Origin of the sequence: Streptomyces bambusae, assembly GCF_019400985.1 — a bacterium.
In the GTDB taxonomy this organism is placed as follows: domain Bacteria; phylum Actinomycetota; class Actinomycetes; order Streptomycetales; family Streptomycetaceae; genus Streptomyces; species Streptomyces bambusae_A.
The window spans coordinates 1-16,617 of record NZ_WTFF01000162.1; the positions used below are offsets into that span (position 1 = coordinate 1).

Sequence of the window (16,617 nt, forward strand, 5' to 3'; positions counted from 1 at the left end):
GTCCAGGCTGTGATCGCTCTGGCTCGCCGCCGGGCAAGCGTCCTGTGGGCGCTGCTGCGAGACAATCGGGTCTTCACCCCCACTCCGCCGGTCACGCAGACGGCTTGACTCCGTCATTGAGACTCCTAGCAGACGGTCCAACTCCGCCCTCGTTTCCTCAGGATTGAGGGCCTCCGTCCGCAGCATCGCATACTTGCGCTGCATGATGCTTACCTCATCCATGTCCCTGATGAGGTGGCTGCCGCGCTGGGTCTCCGTGTACGCGAGGTGCTGGTGATCGGGGGTTTCCAGGAGCACGAAGGGGCCGTCGAGCGCAGGGTGTTTGACGTGGCTGCGCGGAAAGATCTGGATGGAGATGCCCGGGAGTTCGGAGCACGTGATCAGCCGCTCCAGCTGTCCGCGGTGTACTGCGGACCCGCCCAGCTTCAACTCCAGGACCGGCTCCCAGATGATGAAGCTGAGCTCGACCGGATCCTTACGGTGCAGTATCTCCTGCCGCTTGGTCCGGATCGCGGTCCGTTCGGCGACGTCGTCATCGGGGAGCGCTGGCACGCGGCTGCGGAAGACCGCCTCGGCGTAGGAGTCGGTCTGGAGCAGTCCAGGTAAGACCTGGTTCTCGTACGAATAGATGGTGAGCGCTTCGCGCTCGCGCTGCATGTACTCCTCGGCAAAAGCCGGGATCTTGTCCACCTCAGGCATGTGCTCGATGGCCACCATCAGCGCGCCGCACGTCTTCAGGAGGCGGTCGAGCCGTTCGGCCAGGTCCGGCAGGAGGACGCGTCGGCCCTGCTCGATGGAGGCGATGGTTTCCTCCGACGAGCGGACCTCCTCCGCCAGTTGACGCTGTGTGAGCCCGGCGGCCTCGCGGTAGGTGCGCAGGATTGCGCCTACCATACGGAGTGCCGAGGCGTTCTTCCGTGGTCGTTTCCTCGGGTGCATGCTCAATGAACTCCCCACACCTGGGCGTACTTCACCCCGTGCGCGCCCGTACAAAAGATTTGTACGGGTCGGCCCGCTGGCTAACGGTAGTCACGCAACGCGACGATTGTCCGGTGAACCTGAATACTCAGCCGGCGTTGCTGCGGGAGAGGCTCTTCGCCCGCTGTCACAGATCAGTCCCCCGGGCGCGGGCGTTCACCGCCGAGACCCTCGACGTGTGGGACGTGCCCTGGAGGCGCGACGACATGCTGTTGTGCGTGAGCGAGCTCGCCACGAACGCGTTACGGCACGGGGTGCCGCCGGGGCGGGGGTTCCGGGTGCGGCTGCTGCGGTTCGAGGACGTCGTCCGCATCGAGGTCCACGACAGCGGGCCCGGGCTGTCCCGCGTCCGGCTGGGTGTCGGGCTCGGCCTGGAGATCGTAGCGGCGGTCGCCGACGAGTGGGGCGCGGTGCCGAGGTCCCCGGGAAAGGTGGTCTGGGCGGAGCTCGGCCTGGCCGCGTCGCCCGCGCACCGGCCGCCTCGCTACGCCCGGGCACTGCTGGAGTCCATCGCAGAGCTGGAGGCCGGCCAAGGCGAGCCGAGGGCACTGATCGGCGCGGCACGCGTTGACGGGTACGCCGCGTGAAGGTCGCGGGGGCCTGTGAGCAGGTTCCGGGGAGCACAACGACCCCCGGGGCGGGGCGCGCTGGGGGCCATCGTGTTCCGCCGCACGACCGCTACTGCCAGAAGACTTCTTCGACGACGATCTGCGGCTCGGCCACGCGGGGTAGGAAGGTGAAACGGATCCAGCCGCGATTGCTGTCGAAATAGGCGATGTGCGGACCCCGCGGCACGGTTGAACGCGCCGGCTCGACGTTCTCGCCCCGGTAGGGATGGCGCGCGGTCAGCAGCTCGAAGACGGCCTCCCGCAGAGCCTCGCGCGGCTCGTCGGCAAGGCTCAGCCGGTACTTCTCGGCGTCCTGGGTGTAGTCCACGGCCCATGGCGGCCCGGTGAACTCCTCGCTCACTCGCCCGGCTCCAGGTCGCGCAGTTCGTGACGGATACGGGAGGCCTCGTCGAGGAGCTTGCGCGCGGTCTCGGCGTCGGTGGCGGCGGCTGCCCGCGCTTCCAGGTCGGTGACGCGGCGGTCGAGTTCCGGGTCGCGGGCGAGGGCGTACTCACCCCACCAGCGGGCCATGAAGGCCGGGATCGGGGCGATGTCGTACGCGTCCGCGATCTGCCTCCGCCACGCGGCGTCGAAGTCGGCCAGCAGTGCCGGGGCGTGGGCCGCTATCGCCGCCCGCAGGGCCTGCGGCGTGTACTCCGGCATCGGCGGCACGGGACCGGATGCGGGCGTGGCGGTCGTCATCTTCGGATCCTCCTGAGTCGGACGCTTTCCACACTAGGCCTCCGGCTCCGTCCGGGTCCGGGAAACGCGACGGCCCCCGGGGCAGTGCGCCGGGGGCCGTCGGGGCCGTCGGGTGCGCGTCAGCGGCGCGGCAGCTTGAGCGTGGCCAGGACGCCCGCATGGTCCGAGGGCCACAGGCCCGACGGAGTGCGGTCGGCCTGTTCCTCGCCCACGCGCTCGGCCTTCAGGGCCTTGAAGCCGTTGCGGAACAGCACGTAGTCGATGCGCTGGCTGAGGGTCGATGTGGGATTGCGCAGGTCGGGGGCCTGGCAGCAGGTGAAGCCGGGGTTCTTGCGGTGGGTGGCGACCCAGACGTCCTTGAAGCCGTCCGCCAGGAAGTTGGCGTAGGTCGGGGTGTCGCTGCTGCCCGGCACCGCGCCGACGCCGCCGGCGGCCGAGTTGAGGTCGCCGAGGAGCACGGTGGGACGTTCGGTGTCGAGGGGGCCGTCGAGCAGTTCCTCGCCCTGCTGCACCTGGACGGCGGGGCCGATGGCTTCGAGGTGCGTGCTGACCACGCGGGTGGTGCGGCCGCCCACGGTGGCGTCGACGGCGACCCAGCCGTGCGGGAAGACGATGTTTCCGAGCACCGGGTGGGGGATGGTCAGGCGGGCGTCGAAGAGAGCCTGCTGCGGGTTGGCGACGGAGAACTTCTTCGCGGGCAGGTCGGTGCGGGCCAGGATCACGTCGCGGTCGGTGGAGCGGATGTCCTGCAGGCCGCCGCCCGGCGTGGACCGGGGGATCTCGCGGTCACTGCTGGTGATGGTGGCCACGGCGGCGTAGTGCTTGCCCCGGGCGGCGAGTGCGTCGAGCAGGATCTGCAGGAAGTCGTACTCGACGACGGTGGCGTTGGGGGTGGGGCTGAAGTCGGCCGGGGTCTGGCTCCGCCACAGCCGGACCTCTTGCAGGCCCACCAGGTGGGGGTCGGAGTCGGCGATCTCGTCGGCCAGGGCTTCGGCGCGCTCGGGGAAGTTCGTGGCCTGGACCTGCGTGAACACCCTGTTCACGGCGGCGAAGAGCGAGGAGGCGTCGGTGGCTGCGAGGACGGGCCGCAGGTCGGCCCCCAGATAGATGTTGCGGGTCAGCACCTTGAGCCGGGCCGGGTGGTCGTCGGGCGGGTTCGCGGTCGCGGTCGCCGTGAGGGACCCGGGCAGCAGCACGAGCAGGAACGTGCACAGGACGGTGATGAACGTGGCGAGGGGCCGGCGACGTCGGACGCGGCCGACCGGCGGCGCGCCGGTCAGGGCGGTTTCGGGCATGACGGGGTGCCCTTTCGACAGGGTGGGGAAGCTTGATCTCCTACGAACGTAGGAGGAAGCCGACGGCACAGCCCCAGGCACACCGGGCCGGTCGCGCCCGACAACCCGATTGGATGTCGGCCGCCGCGAACCGAGCGAAACAGGACGGGTCTGGTAGGTACGTTCCGCACGACTCGCTCGACCGGTACGAACTGGAGGTCCGCCCGTGTCGATCTCGGCGAACGAGGCCCGACGGCGCTTCTACCCGTTGACCCGGCAGGTCCGAGAAGCCCAGTAGAGGAGACCTCGAACGCCTCCGCGCCATACACGAGCGTCGGTCCGGGGGCCAGCTGGACGCAGCGTCAAAAGCGCATAGCCCTCATCGACATCAGTGCCGATGAGGGATCGTGCGTACTTTCTTCAGGGTTTTGATCATCAGCTACCGAGGAAGCCCGAATGCAAATGAATCAAATTCCACCAAGATGACGACGCGTCGTATTTACTGGAGTGTCCACTCGCCCAATGGGATTGGACGAACTCCAGCCTTCATCATTGAGAACATAGCATTGCGATCTTCCCCATACCGAAAGACCGATGAATCGAACCCTGCATAGAACTTTCCGTCACTTCCCGAGTATACGGTCAGATGAAAGCTATCCACTCCGATCGGGAACAGGGCGGTGCCAGCTACCTCTGCGCATCGGCGAGCCACGTCCGAATCACGGGTGGTGCACACCGCAGACGGATCGAAATGTGTCCAGCTTGAGATCCTCTCTTCGGCGATATCCAGGGCTGGAAGGTGGTCGATCTTCAGGCCGAGGTATTCACCCAAGAAGCTTCTTGCCTCCTCATGAGAGGCAAAGCCGACACGCTCCAGACCTGCCACGATGGCATCCGTTTCACGACACACCCCAGCCGCCTCCCAGCCGAACGAGCTGAGGAATTCCTCCAGCTCCGACTCACGCATTCTTCTCATCTCGATAGGTCTGTCGCGCCATGACGCACGAGGACACTCTGACAGGACAGGCATGCCGCTTCCGGAGCGCCCGTTGAGCTGCGGACGGTCAGAAATTCAATGTCCGTCAACTGCAGGGGACGTTTCACTATCGCTTCGAAATCGGCCCCGTGGATTGCGATCAGAGCATTGCAGGCCCGAATCTCTGCGCAATTGTCGGCGCCGCGGCCAGCTATCTGACCGCCATCCGCGAGAGCAGATTCAATTTCAGGTTCATAAAATGCCGGGCGAGATGAATGGCCAGAGTGGCCGGTTGCGATCAATTTTGTTCCCCGGAATCGAGCCGCTGCGCTCATCGTGGCATCTGCGGGTGCCGAATCTGCCGCGGATTTCGCCGCTTTTTCGATGTCTCCACAGTTGTGGACCAGGACCGGAGTCTCGCCCGCCAGCACATAGTACGTGTGGAAGTCCGCGACGGTGAGGTTGAACGTCTCCAGGTCTGCGCGGTAGGTGCGTATGCGGTTGACCGTGGCCGTCCCGCCGTCCGCTGTGCGCAGCTTGGTTCCGACCGTCAGGTCGCCGGCGTCGACCCAGGCTGACTGGGTCTCCGACCAGAAGGGGTGGTGCGCGGTCGTCGTGATCTTTTCTGTTTCGGCAGGGCCCTCGATGGTGAGGTCGACATAGTTCTTGTCGTCCTCGGTGAAGATCGAGGCTGTGACCGTCTTGGCTTCGGTCTGATGCGTCTCGGGGTCGGTCGCCAGGATTTCGTCGTTGGCGCTCAGCTTCTCGATCGCCTTGGCACTGCCATCGGCCATCAGAACGAGCGTGCCTGCCGTGAAGCTGTTACAGCGACAGCCACAGCTGCGGCCTGCTGCCTCCGCAGCCTCGCCTGTCGCCTTACCAGCCGCCGCCTTGCCAGCCGACCCGCCTACAAGGCGAGAGGCGATCTTGGATGCGCCCGCCGCGACCAGCGGGGCAGCCACGTGACCCAGGGCACCTCCCGCCGCGCCCCACGACGCAGCGGCGCCCATGTCCTTCAGCACGCCCATCGTGCTGTGATCAGCAGCTGGGTTCAGGGCGTTGGAGACTGCGGCGCCTGCGGCGGCTGCGACCGCGCCGCAGCCGGCCGCTACGGCGAAGCCCACGCCGCCGGTGGCCATGCCGGCGCCTACCGCGGTTGCCATGCAGGCTGCGCCGGCCGTGAGCTCTACGACGAAGCCGACGATCTGGTGGTGGGCCTGCAACTTCTTCTTGACGTTGCACCAGGACAGGAGGCCGCAGCCAGACTTCTTCTTCTTGCTGCTGCTCTTCCCGGATCCGCCGCTGCTGGCAACGTCACCCGTGCTGGTGGCTGCTGCGCCGTAGGGCCAGGTGCCGTTGGCCTTCTGCTTGTTCTCGTAGGTGTCGTTGCCGCCGTTGCCGCCGCTGTCCAGCCAGCCCTTGTCGTCGCCCTCGATGACACGGAGGCCGTCGGGGTCGACGTTGCCGACCGGGTTGGCGTTGGCGTAGGTGTAGCCGTTCATCTGGAGGGGGTCGGTCATGTCGATGACCGGGTCGACCGAGATGAAGCGGCCGGTCTGGGACTCGTACTCGCGGGCGCCTATGTGGGTGAGGGATGTGGAGGCGTCGGCTACGCCTGTGCCGAGGAAGGTGCGGTTGCCGGGCCAGTTGGCCGGTTGGGTGCCGCGGGGGTTGCCGTAGGGGTCGAACTTGCGGCGGGTGATCGGTTGGCCGTCGCTCTGGTCGACCGAGGTGGTTGCCGTGCCGTGGTGGTCGGCCAGGGTGAGTGTGAGTTTGTGGCCGGTGGTCTTGCCGAAGGTCTGGCGGACCGTCGTCACGCCGCCCGGCCCCGCGTAATAGCGCTGGGCGTCCAGGGCCTGGCCCGCCGAGTTGACCGTCACCACCGATTCGCCGAGGTAGAGGGTGCGGGTGCTGCCGTTGTCCTCGATCAGGCGGTTGCCCGAGGCGTCGTAGAGGTAGGTGGTGGTGTTGGAGAAGGTCCACTGCTGGGACGGGGCGCCGTTGCACGTCCAGATGTTCAGGTCCGTGCCATCGGTGCTGTCGCCGGCGGGGACGTCCACGCACTGGTCGGTGGCCGGGTGGTGGAGGGTCTTGTCGGCGGGGCGGTAGGTGAACTTCTGGGCCGGGCTGCCGTCGCAGGCCGCCAGGCGGAAGGCGCCGCCCTGGTTGGTGGCGCACTTGTCCTGGAAGCGGAGGGTGTCGCCGGTCAGGCGCCACGCTTGTGCCTTGGTGGCGTTGCAGGTGTAGAGCTGGATCGGGGTGCCGTCGGCCGTGGCGCCGGACTGGAGGTCCATGCACTTGTCCGCGAGGCCCTTGATCGCGACCGCGCCGATGCCGGGGCTGGTGGCCGAGGTCAGCTTGTTGCGGCGGTCCCAGTTCAGGGTCTGGGTGTCGCCGCCGATGGTGCGGCGGGTGGTGTTGCCCGCGCTGTCGTAGCCGTACGTGGACTGAGACGTCACCGTCGAGCCCGGCTTGCGGGTCGTCTGGTTCACCTTCGTCAGCGCGTGCGGCTGCGTCTTGACCGGCGGCTGGGTGCCGTTGCCCGCGACCGTGACGCCGTACTCGTACGTGAACTCGTCGTTCAGCGCAGGGTCGACCAGGTCGTGGTCGACCAGCTTCGTGCGGTTGCCGATCGCGTCGAACGAGTACTCCTGCCAGTAGCCGTCGCCGTCCGGGCCGGCCGTCACGTCGGACTTGACGTCGGCCCCGCCGCACGTCTTGCCCGTCCAGGCCTGCGTCAGCTGGCCCATCGGGTCGTACGTGAAGCACTCCTTGTCGATGCGGCCGCCCGGCTGGCTGTCCGTGATCGATGTGATGTTGCCGACCGGGTCGTACGCGTACGACAGCGTGCTGATCCGGTTGGGGTTCTGAGGGTTCGGCGGGTTCGGGGTCTCGCGGTCCGTGATCGAGTCCGTCAGGCGGCGCGTGTTCCTGTCGTACAGGTTCGTCGCCCACACCCGGCGCGGGGCACTGCCCGACGCCGTACGCATGACCTCGCCGAACGGGCTGTAGACCGTGTCCGTCGCGTACCAGTCCAGCCCCGACAGGGTGATCGGCGCGCCCTGGGCGTTGTACCGGGTGACCAGGCGCTCCGCGGCCAGGCCGCCCGGGGTCGCCGGGAGGCTGGTCGTCTGGACCTTACCGGTCGGGGTGTAGGTGGAGGAGTAGGCGTACGTGCCCGCCAGGCCCTTGGTGGCCGGGGTGTCCGGGATGGTGATCTTGGAGCCCGTGGGGCGGTACTCCGTGTCGTAGCCCGTGACCTCGTTCGTGTACGCCTTGCCGTCGTTGTAGCGGGTCGAGGCGACCGGCTTGCCCTTGGCCCCCGGCAGCGTGTCGAAGGTGAACGCCGCGACCAGCGGACCGTCCGCCGCGTCCTCGTGCAGCGCCGTGGTCCGGCCGAGGACGTCGTACGTCGTGTACTGCGCACGGCCCGCCGAGTCCTTCGCCCAGATCGGGCGGTCGAGGTTGTCGTAGCCGAAGGACGCGTCGCCCATGTCCGGGTCGGAGGAGGCGGTCTTACGGCCGCGGGCGTCGTACGTGTACGTCCACACGTTCAGTGCCGGGTCGGTGACCTTCACCAGCTTGCCGCGGATGTCGTACGTGTACGAGGTGACGTTGGCGTCGTCGGCGGTGGGGGCGGTGATCTTCTGGGAGGTGAGGTCCGTGGTCTTGTAGTGGTGGATCTGCGTGGTGCGACCCATCACGTCGGTCGACGTCCGCACCGCCCGGCTGCCCGCCAGGGGCATGTCACCGGTCTCGTTCATACCGGTGCGGACGAGGGTCCAGTCGCCCTCGTAGCGGCTCGTGGCCGAGTACTTGGGCGTGTCCTCGTGGAAGGTGGTGACCCGGACGGCGCGGCCGAGGCCGTCGTACGCCGTCCTGGTGGAGTTGGGGACCTCGGACTCCACGGGGGTGAAGATCTTCGCGTCCGGCGCGCCCTGCGTGTAGTACGCGGCGTTGGACCGGGCGACGGTGCCGTTGGCGCTGTAGAGGTTGTCCGAGATCAGCCGGCCGCCCGCGATCGACTCCGTCTGGGTCTGGCGGGTGCGCAGCAGGCCGTCGTAGATGGTGAGCGATTTGGCGTACGTGCCGTTGTCGCGCAGCGTGCTGCTGGTGACGACCGGCGGCTGGTGCTCGGTGATCTGGTACTCGAAGGTCTGGGCGGCCTTGTCGGTGCCCGGCTTCTGTGACGGCGTCCAGACGGCCGTGGTGCGGCCGAGGTTGTCGTACGCCGTTGTGACCTTGCGGCCGTTGGCGTCCGTGGTCTCCAGCGGCGTGGCCCGCGCGGGGTCGACCTTGGTGGTGGCGGTGTGGCCGAGGGCGTTGGTGACCGTCGTGGCAAAGGCCGGGCCGGTCGCCGGGGTGAAGGCGGTGGACGTGGCGGTGCCCGCCGCGTCGTAGACCTTGGTCGCACGGCCGATCGCGTCGTACTCGTTCCTGGCCGTCGTGACCCAGCCGGTGCCGGCCGCGTCGTTGGTGTCGACCTGGTACGGCAGGCCCTTGACCGGCGCGGTGCCGAAGGCGTTCGGGGCGTCGTACGCGGTGCGGGTGTCGGAGAGCATGGCGGCGATGGCCGCCTTGGGGCACTCGCCCGCGGTCGTACGGACCCGCTCCGGCAGGCCGATCAGGTGCTTGTCGGTGTTGTGGACGTACGTGGTGGTCACACAGGTCTGGTCCGAAAGGGTCCAGAGTCCGGACCCGGCCGAGGTGATACCGGCCTTCTCCGTCGACGTGACGAGGCCGTACGTCGGCTCGATGGTGTTCGTCGTGCGCAGGATGCCGGTCCGGCCACCGCTGATCGACTGGATGGCGTCCGTACGGGAGGTGTTGCTGCGGAAGGCCTCCAGCGGGGTGGTCCCGTCACGCGGGCGGGTCGCGGTCTTCTGCGACCACGGCCAGGTCAGCTCGCGCGCGACGATCTCGCCGCCGACCTTGGTGAACGTGATCGTCTCGGCCGCCCGGCCCTGGTACTGCGGCAGGTCCTCGCCGAGTTCCTCCGCGCCGGTGGAGTCCTTGACCGTGATCTTCGCGCGGCCGGCGTCGCCGGACATGCCGCGGAAGTAGCGGGTTCGGGTCATCGACTGCTCGGTGGCGTCGGCCTTGCCGGCGTTCGCCGTGACGCCCTTCTTCACCACGACCGAGGCGTAGCCGCGCCATTGGTTGTACGTGCGTAGTTCGGGCTTGGAGAACTCGTCGGTCTCCTTGGCCCAGGCGGCGTCGCCTTCGTAGGTGTAGGTGGTGACGACGTCGGGCTGGCGGGCGACGCGGTCCCTCTCCACCACGCGGTCGACGACGTACTTGTTGAACCACTCCAGCGGGGGCTTTTCCACCTCGCCGTCCGGGGACCAGTGCACCGGGTAGCAGCGGGTGGTGTTCTCCTCCGGCTTGGGGTGGGTGGCGCCGACCGGGCAGGGGTCGGAGTAGTCGACGTACGTCTCGCCGCCCGTCTCGGTGCGGATGGTCTCCACGCGCAGGCGGTCGAAGTCGGGGGTGGCGTCGGTGGCGCTCTTGGCCACCCGGTTGGGCATGTCGACGACGTTGGGCAGGAAGGAGACCGGCGGCAGCGCGGTGCTGGGCTGGTTGCCCTGCGGGTCCTTGAGGCCGTAGCCGGTGCGGGTGACGGACTCCAGCCACATCGGCGGGTGGGTGTCGCTGCGCTGCTTCGGGAAGGACTGGGCCAGGCTCCAGCGGTCCACGGCCGACAGGTCGGTGGAGCCCTCGGTGCGCTGGGCGTAGGTGGTGACCGAGGTCAGGCGCTTACGGGACCAGAAGGTCGGCGAGGAGACGTAGCAGTCCTTGGCGTCGGCCTTGCAGTGCAGCGTCGACGGCGTGTCCCACCAGGGCTGCTTGTCCTGGTAGTTCTTCGACTCGAACTCGGTGTCGGTGCACTTGGTCTGGCCCTCGGCGATGCAGCGCTCGGCGACCGTGAACTCGACCTTGCCGGCCGGGGCGCCGGAGAGGTTGTCGGAGCGCAGGCCGTAGAGGATCTGGGTGGGGTGGCCGGCGCGGACGTAGGAGACCTTCTCCTTGAACTTCTCGTTCTTGGCGTAGTGGTTGGTCTCCTGCGCCCAGTCGACGACCATCGCGTTGCCGTGGACGTCCTCGACGTAGTCGAGGTTCCAGCGCCAGGCCTGGGTGCAGGACGAGGCCGCGTAGGAGGAGGCGTAGCAGGGCTCGCCCGGGTGGTTGCCGAAGACCGGGACCGTCAGGACGGAGTTCGTCGCGGGGCGGGTGCCGGCGCCGTCGACGTCGTGCAGGCCGAAGTGGTAGCGGGTGCCGTCGCGGGTGGTGACGACCCAGTACTCGCCGTCCTTGGCGCCGTTGGAGCTACCCGTCTTGCGTTCGATGCGGGAGCCGTCGTCGCTGGCCGGGATCCAGGCGCCGGTCGTGGCGTCGTGGACCAGTTCGGTGGTGGAGCCGCCGAGTGACATCACCATGTTGTCGCCGGCCCAGCACAGGTCGCTCTTCTTCTTGTCCGTGGTGTTGTCGTTGTTCGCGGCCCCGCTCGCGCCCGCCTTGCGGTCCTCGGAGCAGGCGCGGTAACGGCGCTCGACGAAGCCGGGCTCGTAGCCCCAGCCGTCACCGATCCACGACGCCTGGCCGTTGCTGGCCGAGGTCTTGCCGTCGACGGCCTGCGAGGAGTACGAGAAGGCGATCTTCGGCGCGGGGCCGGCCGGGGCCGGGGGCACCGACAGGGGGTAGGTCCAGGAGAAGCCGCCGCCACTGCCGCCCGCCGACCAACTGCCCGACGGGGAGAGGGAGGTGGCCTTGTACGTGCCTCCCGCGCCCGACGCCGAGTCGGACGCGGCCAGGACCATCGGGCCGGTGCTGCCGACCGCCATCGTGCGCATGCCCATGCCCGGGGAGGTCGCCGGGTCCACGGTCGCGCGGACGGTGCCCGTGGCGGGGTCGTTGGTGGAGGGGACGCTCTTCGACGTCGTGCACTCGGGCAGGTCCGGGGTGGTCAGGAAGCACTCCGGGAGCTGCTTCAGCTCCAGGCGGGAGGCCCACTCGGTGCCGTAGAGGTCGGCGAACTTCTTGTAGTCAAGCTGTACGTCGACCGGGGTCGCAGCGTCCACAGGGGGCGTGACCTTGATGATCGCGCCGTCGACGCCCGCCGACTCGGTGGCGGTACGGCCCTCCACGGCGACCGACCAGGTGCCGGAGGGCGCCGGGGGCGTGGGGTTGGTCTCGGTCGGCGAGGCCTTGCCGATGGCCACCGGGAGGGTGCCGGCCTGGACCAACTGGTCGCCGCCCAGGGCGACCTGGGTGGAAGCGGCCGGCGGCGGGGTCACCTCGGTCGGGACGTACTCGGCCGGCGGCTCGGCGGGCTTGCCCGCCCAGCCCTCCAGCTGCGCCGCCGCGTCCTTGTCCAGGTTGACGGGCTTGTCCTGCTGGAGCCCGGGCAGCGACACGCCGTTGCGGTCGCCCGGCCCCACTGCCCATGCCTGCGCGGGCAGCAGCGTCACGGTCAGCAGCGCCGACAGCGTGACGGCGACCCGTCGCGCGGCACGACCGCGCGCCCGTCTGTTTCCGGGCAGCCGGAAATTGCTCGCCGAGAACGGCGACATGTGGACCCCCCCACGCACTGCCCGGCGTCGTGACGGCGCACCACAGGCAGAGAACTGACAAATAGCCAGGCGATTGTGAGTGGCTCGGTGGAGGAAAGTCCACGGTTTTCATAATCGCTGTGATCCTAATCACTTTGGCGTCGGCGTACACGTGGGTGAAATCAGCAAAACGGTCAATTCGGCGCGCGGGTCCGGCGCTGAACGGGTGACGTTGTCGGCGTGATGGTCCATGCTCTGCTCGCACATCTCTGTGCGAAAGGGCCGTGGGGAGCGGGTCTTTCACTCCGGCCGGGAAACCGTCGACGCGTCAGCCACCTGGCCGAAAATCACCATGAGTTCCGAGGGCAGCCGCGCCGCAGGCCCGAGGGGGGAGAAGAGCAACCATGGCCGCTTTGCAGCCACTGGACGAAGAGCCGGCGTCCTCTTCATCGGAAGAGGACGAGAATCGAAATCCGGCCGGACCGAAAAGAACCGGACCGAAAAGAACGCGCCGCCGCAAGCGACTCTTCGCCACCATCGCCGTAGTCACGGCAGCGGCCCTCGCCGTGCCGCTGGGAATCCACCTCACCGGACGAGGCGACACCACCGCCCGGCCGGACAAGGCCCACGACAACGGTCCGGTCACCGCCGCTCAGGCGATCCGCCAGGCCCGTGAGACGGGCAAGGAGGTCGCGGTCACCGCCGACTGGCGGGACAACACCACCGTCTGGGCGCAGCCGAACGGCCGCCTCAAGGCCCGCGTCCACGCCTCGGCCGTCCGCGCCAAGGTGGGCGACGAGTGGAAGCCCATCGACACCGGCCTCCAGCGCGTCGGGGAGGGCTTCTCGCCGAAGGCCGTGAACAGCCCGCTCGTCTTCAGCGGCGGCAGCCGGCCGGCCGCCGGGGCCGGCTCCTCCGGCTCCCCCGGCTCCCCCGGCTCCTCCTGGACCGAACTGGTCCGCCTGAAAGCCGACGGCCACGACATGACCCTGAGCTGGCCCGGCCCGCTGCCGGCGCCGGTGGTCGACGGCCCGCGAGCCCTGTACGAGAACATCCGCCCCGGCATCGACCTGGTGCTGACCGCCCTGGACGGCGGCTACTCGCACCTGCTCGTCGTCAAGGACAAGAAGGCCGCGGCCGACCCGCTGCTCGGCGAACTGAACTACCGCCTGAGCAGCCCCACGCTGAGCTTCCGCGTGGACGAGGAGTCCTCCACCCTCAGCGCGCGCAACGCCGCCGGCGAGGAGGTCGCGGGCAGCCCGACGACCCTCATGTGGGACTCCGCCGGCAAGGTCACCACCCCGTCCGGCGGCCCGGCCGTCACCCCCGGCCCGGCCGCCAAGGACCACCCGACGCTGGCGCTGCCCGGCATCGCCGGTTCGCAAGGCGCGCACACGGCCGTCGCCAAGGCCTCGCTCTCCGCGGACAACGCCCTCACCCTCAAGCCGGACAGCCGCCTGCTGAACGACGAGAGCACGGTCTACCCGGTCTTCATCGACCCGTCGCTCAAGATGCACACGAACACGTGGGCTCTGCTCTACCGGAACTTCGGGAACACCAGCTTCTTCAACGGGGAGAACTACAACACCCCCGGGACGAACGAGGCTCGTATCGGCCATGAGACCGACACCTACGGGACCTCACGCTCCATCTTCAATTTCGACTTCGACAGCGCATTCCACGGCGCCGGTATCTACCAAGCCACACTCCACGCCTTCGAAACGCACTCATGGAGCTGCGAACCCAGCCCCTTCAGTGTCTATGCCACCCCCTTCGTCACCAGTTCGAGCACGTGGAACAACACGGACAACGCCTCGTACTGGGGATGGGACAAGAGGGTGGCCGGCGCAAATGTCGCCCACGGAAACGCCACCTACGGCTGCCCCGACGACTGGGTCGGAATGGACGTGAAGAGCATCGTGGAGACGGGTGCGGCCAGTCGGTGGCAGGCCCTCACTCTGGGATTTCGCGCGGACCGCGAGGGCGACACCAACAGCTGGAAGAAATTCCTCGTCAACGGCGAGACCGACCCGTATATCGAGATCCACTACAACAAGCGCCCGGACACCCCGGTCGCGGCGAACATGAGCACCACCCCCGGCGGCGCCTGCCTCACCACCAGCCCCGGAACGGTCATCGGCAAGACCGACGTGACGTTCGAGGCGAAGACATCGGACGGCGACGGCAACCTCAAGCAGATCAACTTCCGGATGTGGACGGCCGACGGGACCCCGGTGCCCGACGAAATCGGGAACGTCATCCAGAACACCTACACCGACGGCAAGGCCTGGCACACCGTCCGGTGGGAGGCCCTCGTGCCCGGCAAGACCTACTACTGGCTCGCCCAGGCGATCGACACGGACGGCTTCTGGTCCGGCAGCGGCCCCATGGACTCGGGCGGCGGCGGATGGTGCACCTTCACCGTCGACCACACCGCCCCCGCCAACCCGGCCGTCCGGTCCGGGTACTTCCCGCCCCCCGGCCCCGACGGCGCCGAATGGAGCTCGGCCCCGGCCGGCACTCCCGACCAGTGGATCGAAGTTCTCGGCAACGGGACCAAGCCGGAGGACATCCGCGAGTACCAGTGGAGCCTGAACCAGGCCTCCTTCGACCAGAAGGTATGGCCCTGGAACGCAGACCTGGCCTCGATCAAGCTCCAGGTCGACGCGGCCGGCCCGAACGTCCTCTACGTCCGCACGGTCAGCAAGGCCGGCAACGTCTCGGTCCCCACGACCTACCTGTTCTACGTCCGCCCGAGGACCGGCCTCGACCGCCCGGGCGACGTCACCGGCGACGGCTCCCCCGACATCCTCGCCGTCGACGACAAGGGCAACCTGCGCACGTACGCGGGCGATCCCAAGGCTCCGTACCGGGGCGACATCGAAGCGTGGATGCCCGCGGCCACGGACAACGGCAAGCCGGTGCCGGACGGTTACTGGAAGGACGCCGCCACCGGCAAGACCGCGATCATCGGCCACTCCACGGACTGGTTCCCGGGTGACGGTCTCACCGACCTGATCGCCCGCATGCCCGACGGCAAGCTGTACGTCTACCCGGGCGACGGATTCGGCCGGTTCGACATCGGCCGCCGCACGGAGCTGCTGTTGCCGGCCGGCTCGCCGGACCCGGCCGGGTTCACCCAGATCGTCCCCACCGAGGACGTCACCGGCGACGGCATGGCGGACTTCTTCGCCCTCGCCGACAACGGCGACACCTTCTGGGCCTTCACCGGCTACACCGGCGCCAGCTTCACCTCGGTCAAGCAGATCGGCGGCGCCGGCTGGAGCAAGCGGGACATCATCGGGGTCCGCGACGCCAACAAGGACAACGTCCCCGACCTGATCTTCCGCGACGAGTCCACGTCACCGCAGCGCCTGGTCCTCCGCAAGGGCAAGCCCGGCGCGAACGGCGGCGTCGACCTGGTCTCCATCGGCTCCGCCGCCGCCTCCCTGGACGGGGACCGGCTCTACGGCGCGGGCGGCCCCTACGGCGGAGCAGGCGAGTACGGCACCCCGGGCTGGGACCGCGCCACGTGGCCGCTGGTCCGCGGGACCACCGACCTCAACGACGACGGCTACCCGGACTTCTACCTGACCCGCAAGGACGGAACCCTGCACCTCTTCTACGGCGGCAGCACGGCCCAGAACCCCTGGCGGGTGGACGAGGAGGGTTGGAACACCTTCCTGAGCATCGGCTAGGCGCAGAAGCGCAGGCCCGCCCCGTACGACGCCGGCCCCGCCTTCCCTGAGGAGGCGGGGCCGGCGTCGTACCGGGGACGGGCTGGGCCAAGGGGTGTGGGCTGGCCGCTACCGCGTCGGGTCCGGTGCCGTGAGGGCTGCCGCGCGGGCCCGGCAGTGGCGGGCCTCCTCCTCGTTGCCCAGGGCCCGCAGCGCCTTCGCGCAGGTGTCGAGGAGCAGGGCCCGGCGTTCGTCGGACTGTTCCTCCGCGGCGAGCGCCAGGCCCCGGCGGCCGTGCAGCAGGGCCTCGTCGGGGCGCCCGGCGGTCAGGCAGTGGGCGGCCAGGTGGTACAGGGCCAGGACCTCGGTGTGGGGGTGGCCGAGGGCATGGGCCATCCGGGCGGCCTCTTCGCGCCGTTCACCGGCCCCCGGCAGATCGCCCACGTGCTCCAGCGCGGCCGCCCAGTTGATCAGGGCGATGACCTGGCCGAGCGGGTCCGCGGCCCGTACGGCCAGCTCGGGGGCGCGGCGGAGGTGTTCCAGCGCCTCGTGGTGCTGCCCGTTCTCGGTGAGGACCCAGCCGAGCAGCGAGCGCAGCCGTGACTCCGCGTCGGGATCACCGAGCGCGGTGGCGGCGGCCAGGCCGTGCTGGAGCGCGGGCTCCCAGCCGTCGTGCACCTGCCGCACCACGAGCGGCCACAGCTGTGCGGCGATGCGCCAGGCGAGCTCAGGATGCCCGGCACCGGCCGCGGCGGCCACCGCGGCGGTGAGGTTCGCGCGCTCGGTGGCGAGCCAGGCCATGGCGGCCGCCCGGTCGGCGAACTCGGGCGGCGGGCCCGGCGGGACCGGGCC

7 protein-coding genes and 2 pseudogenes are annotated in these 16,617 nt (G+C 69.1%); 2 read left to right on the forward strand and 7 right to left on the reverse strand.

Features of this window, described 5'->3' with window-relative positions:
* Positions 1-147: 147 nt before the first annotated feature.
* Positions 148-939: pseudogene (locus GPJ59_RS21610) on the reverse strand (helix-turn-helix domain-containing protein); the annotation flags it as partial.
* 113 nt (positions 940-1,052) lie between these two features.
* Here GPJ59_RS21610 and GPJ59_RS37655 point away from each other — a divergent pair.
* Positions 1,053-1,565, forward strand: coding sequence for an ATP-binding protein (locus tag GPJ59_RS37655; RefSeq protein ID WP_308120410.1), 513 nt, complete (start codon positions 1,053-1,055; stop codon positions 1,563-1,565).
* Between the two features lie 91 nt (positions 1,566-1,656).
* Here the strand turns inward: GPJ59_RS37655 and GPJ59_RS21620 are convergent, their stop codons facing one another.
* From GPJ59_RS21620 to GPJ59_RS21640, 5 genes are all read right to left on the reverse strand, one after another.
* Entirely contained in the window at positions 1,657-1,947 is a 291-nt protein-coding gene (locus tag GPJ59_RS21620) for a hypothetical protein (RefSeq protein ID WP_219668886.1), read from the reverse strand.
* The gene (locus GPJ59_RS21625) at positions 1,944-2,288 is read right to left on the reverse strand and encodes a DUF6247 family protein (protein ID WP_219668887.1); all 345 of its coding nucleotides are present in this window, start codon (positions 2,286-2,288) and stop codon (positions 1,944-1,946) included. The genes GPJ59_RS21620 and GPJ59_RS21625 overlap by 4 nt, the downstream gene beginning before the upstream one ends.
* A 119-nt stretch (positions 2,289-2,407) precedes the next feature.
* Entirely contained in the window at positions 2,408-3,583 is a 1,176-nt protein-coding gene (locus GPJ59_RS21630) for an endonuclease/exonuclease/phosphatase family protein (RefSeq protein WP_219668888.1), read from the reverse strand.
* A 478-nt stretch (positions 3,584-4,061) separates the two neighbouring features.
* Positions 4,062-4,529, reverse strand: a complete 468-nt coding sequence (locus GPJ59_RS21635; RefSeq protein WP_219668889.1) for an SUKH-3 domain-containing protein — start codon at positions 4,527-4,529, stop codon at positions 4,062-4,064.
* A 5-nt stretch (positions 4,530-4,534) separates the two neighbouring features.
* The gene (locus GPJ59_RS21640) at positions 4,535-12,109 is read right to left on the reverse strand and encodes a polymorphic toxin-type HINT domain-containing protein (RefSeq protein WP_258024720.1); all 7,575 of its coding nucleotides are present in this window, start codon (positions 12,107-12,109) and stop codon (positions 4,535-4,537) included.
* A gap of 545 nt (positions 12,110-12,654) precedes the next feature.
* Here GPJ59_RS21640 and GPJ59_RS21645 point away from each other — a divergent pair.
* The gene (locus tag GPJ59_RS21645) at positions 12,655-15,786 is read left to right on the forward strand and encodes a DNRLRE domain-containing protein (RefSeq protein ID WP_219668890.1); all 3,132 of its coding nucleotides are present in this window, start codon (positions 12,655-12,657) and stop codon (positions 15,784-15,786) included.
* Between the two features lie 108 nt (positions 15,787-15,894).
* Here the strand turns inward: GPJ59_RS21645 and GPJ59_RS21650 are convergent.
* A pseudogene (locus tag GPJ59_RS21650) lies at positions 15,895-16,617 on the reverse strand (AfsR family transcriptional regulator); the annotation flags it as partial.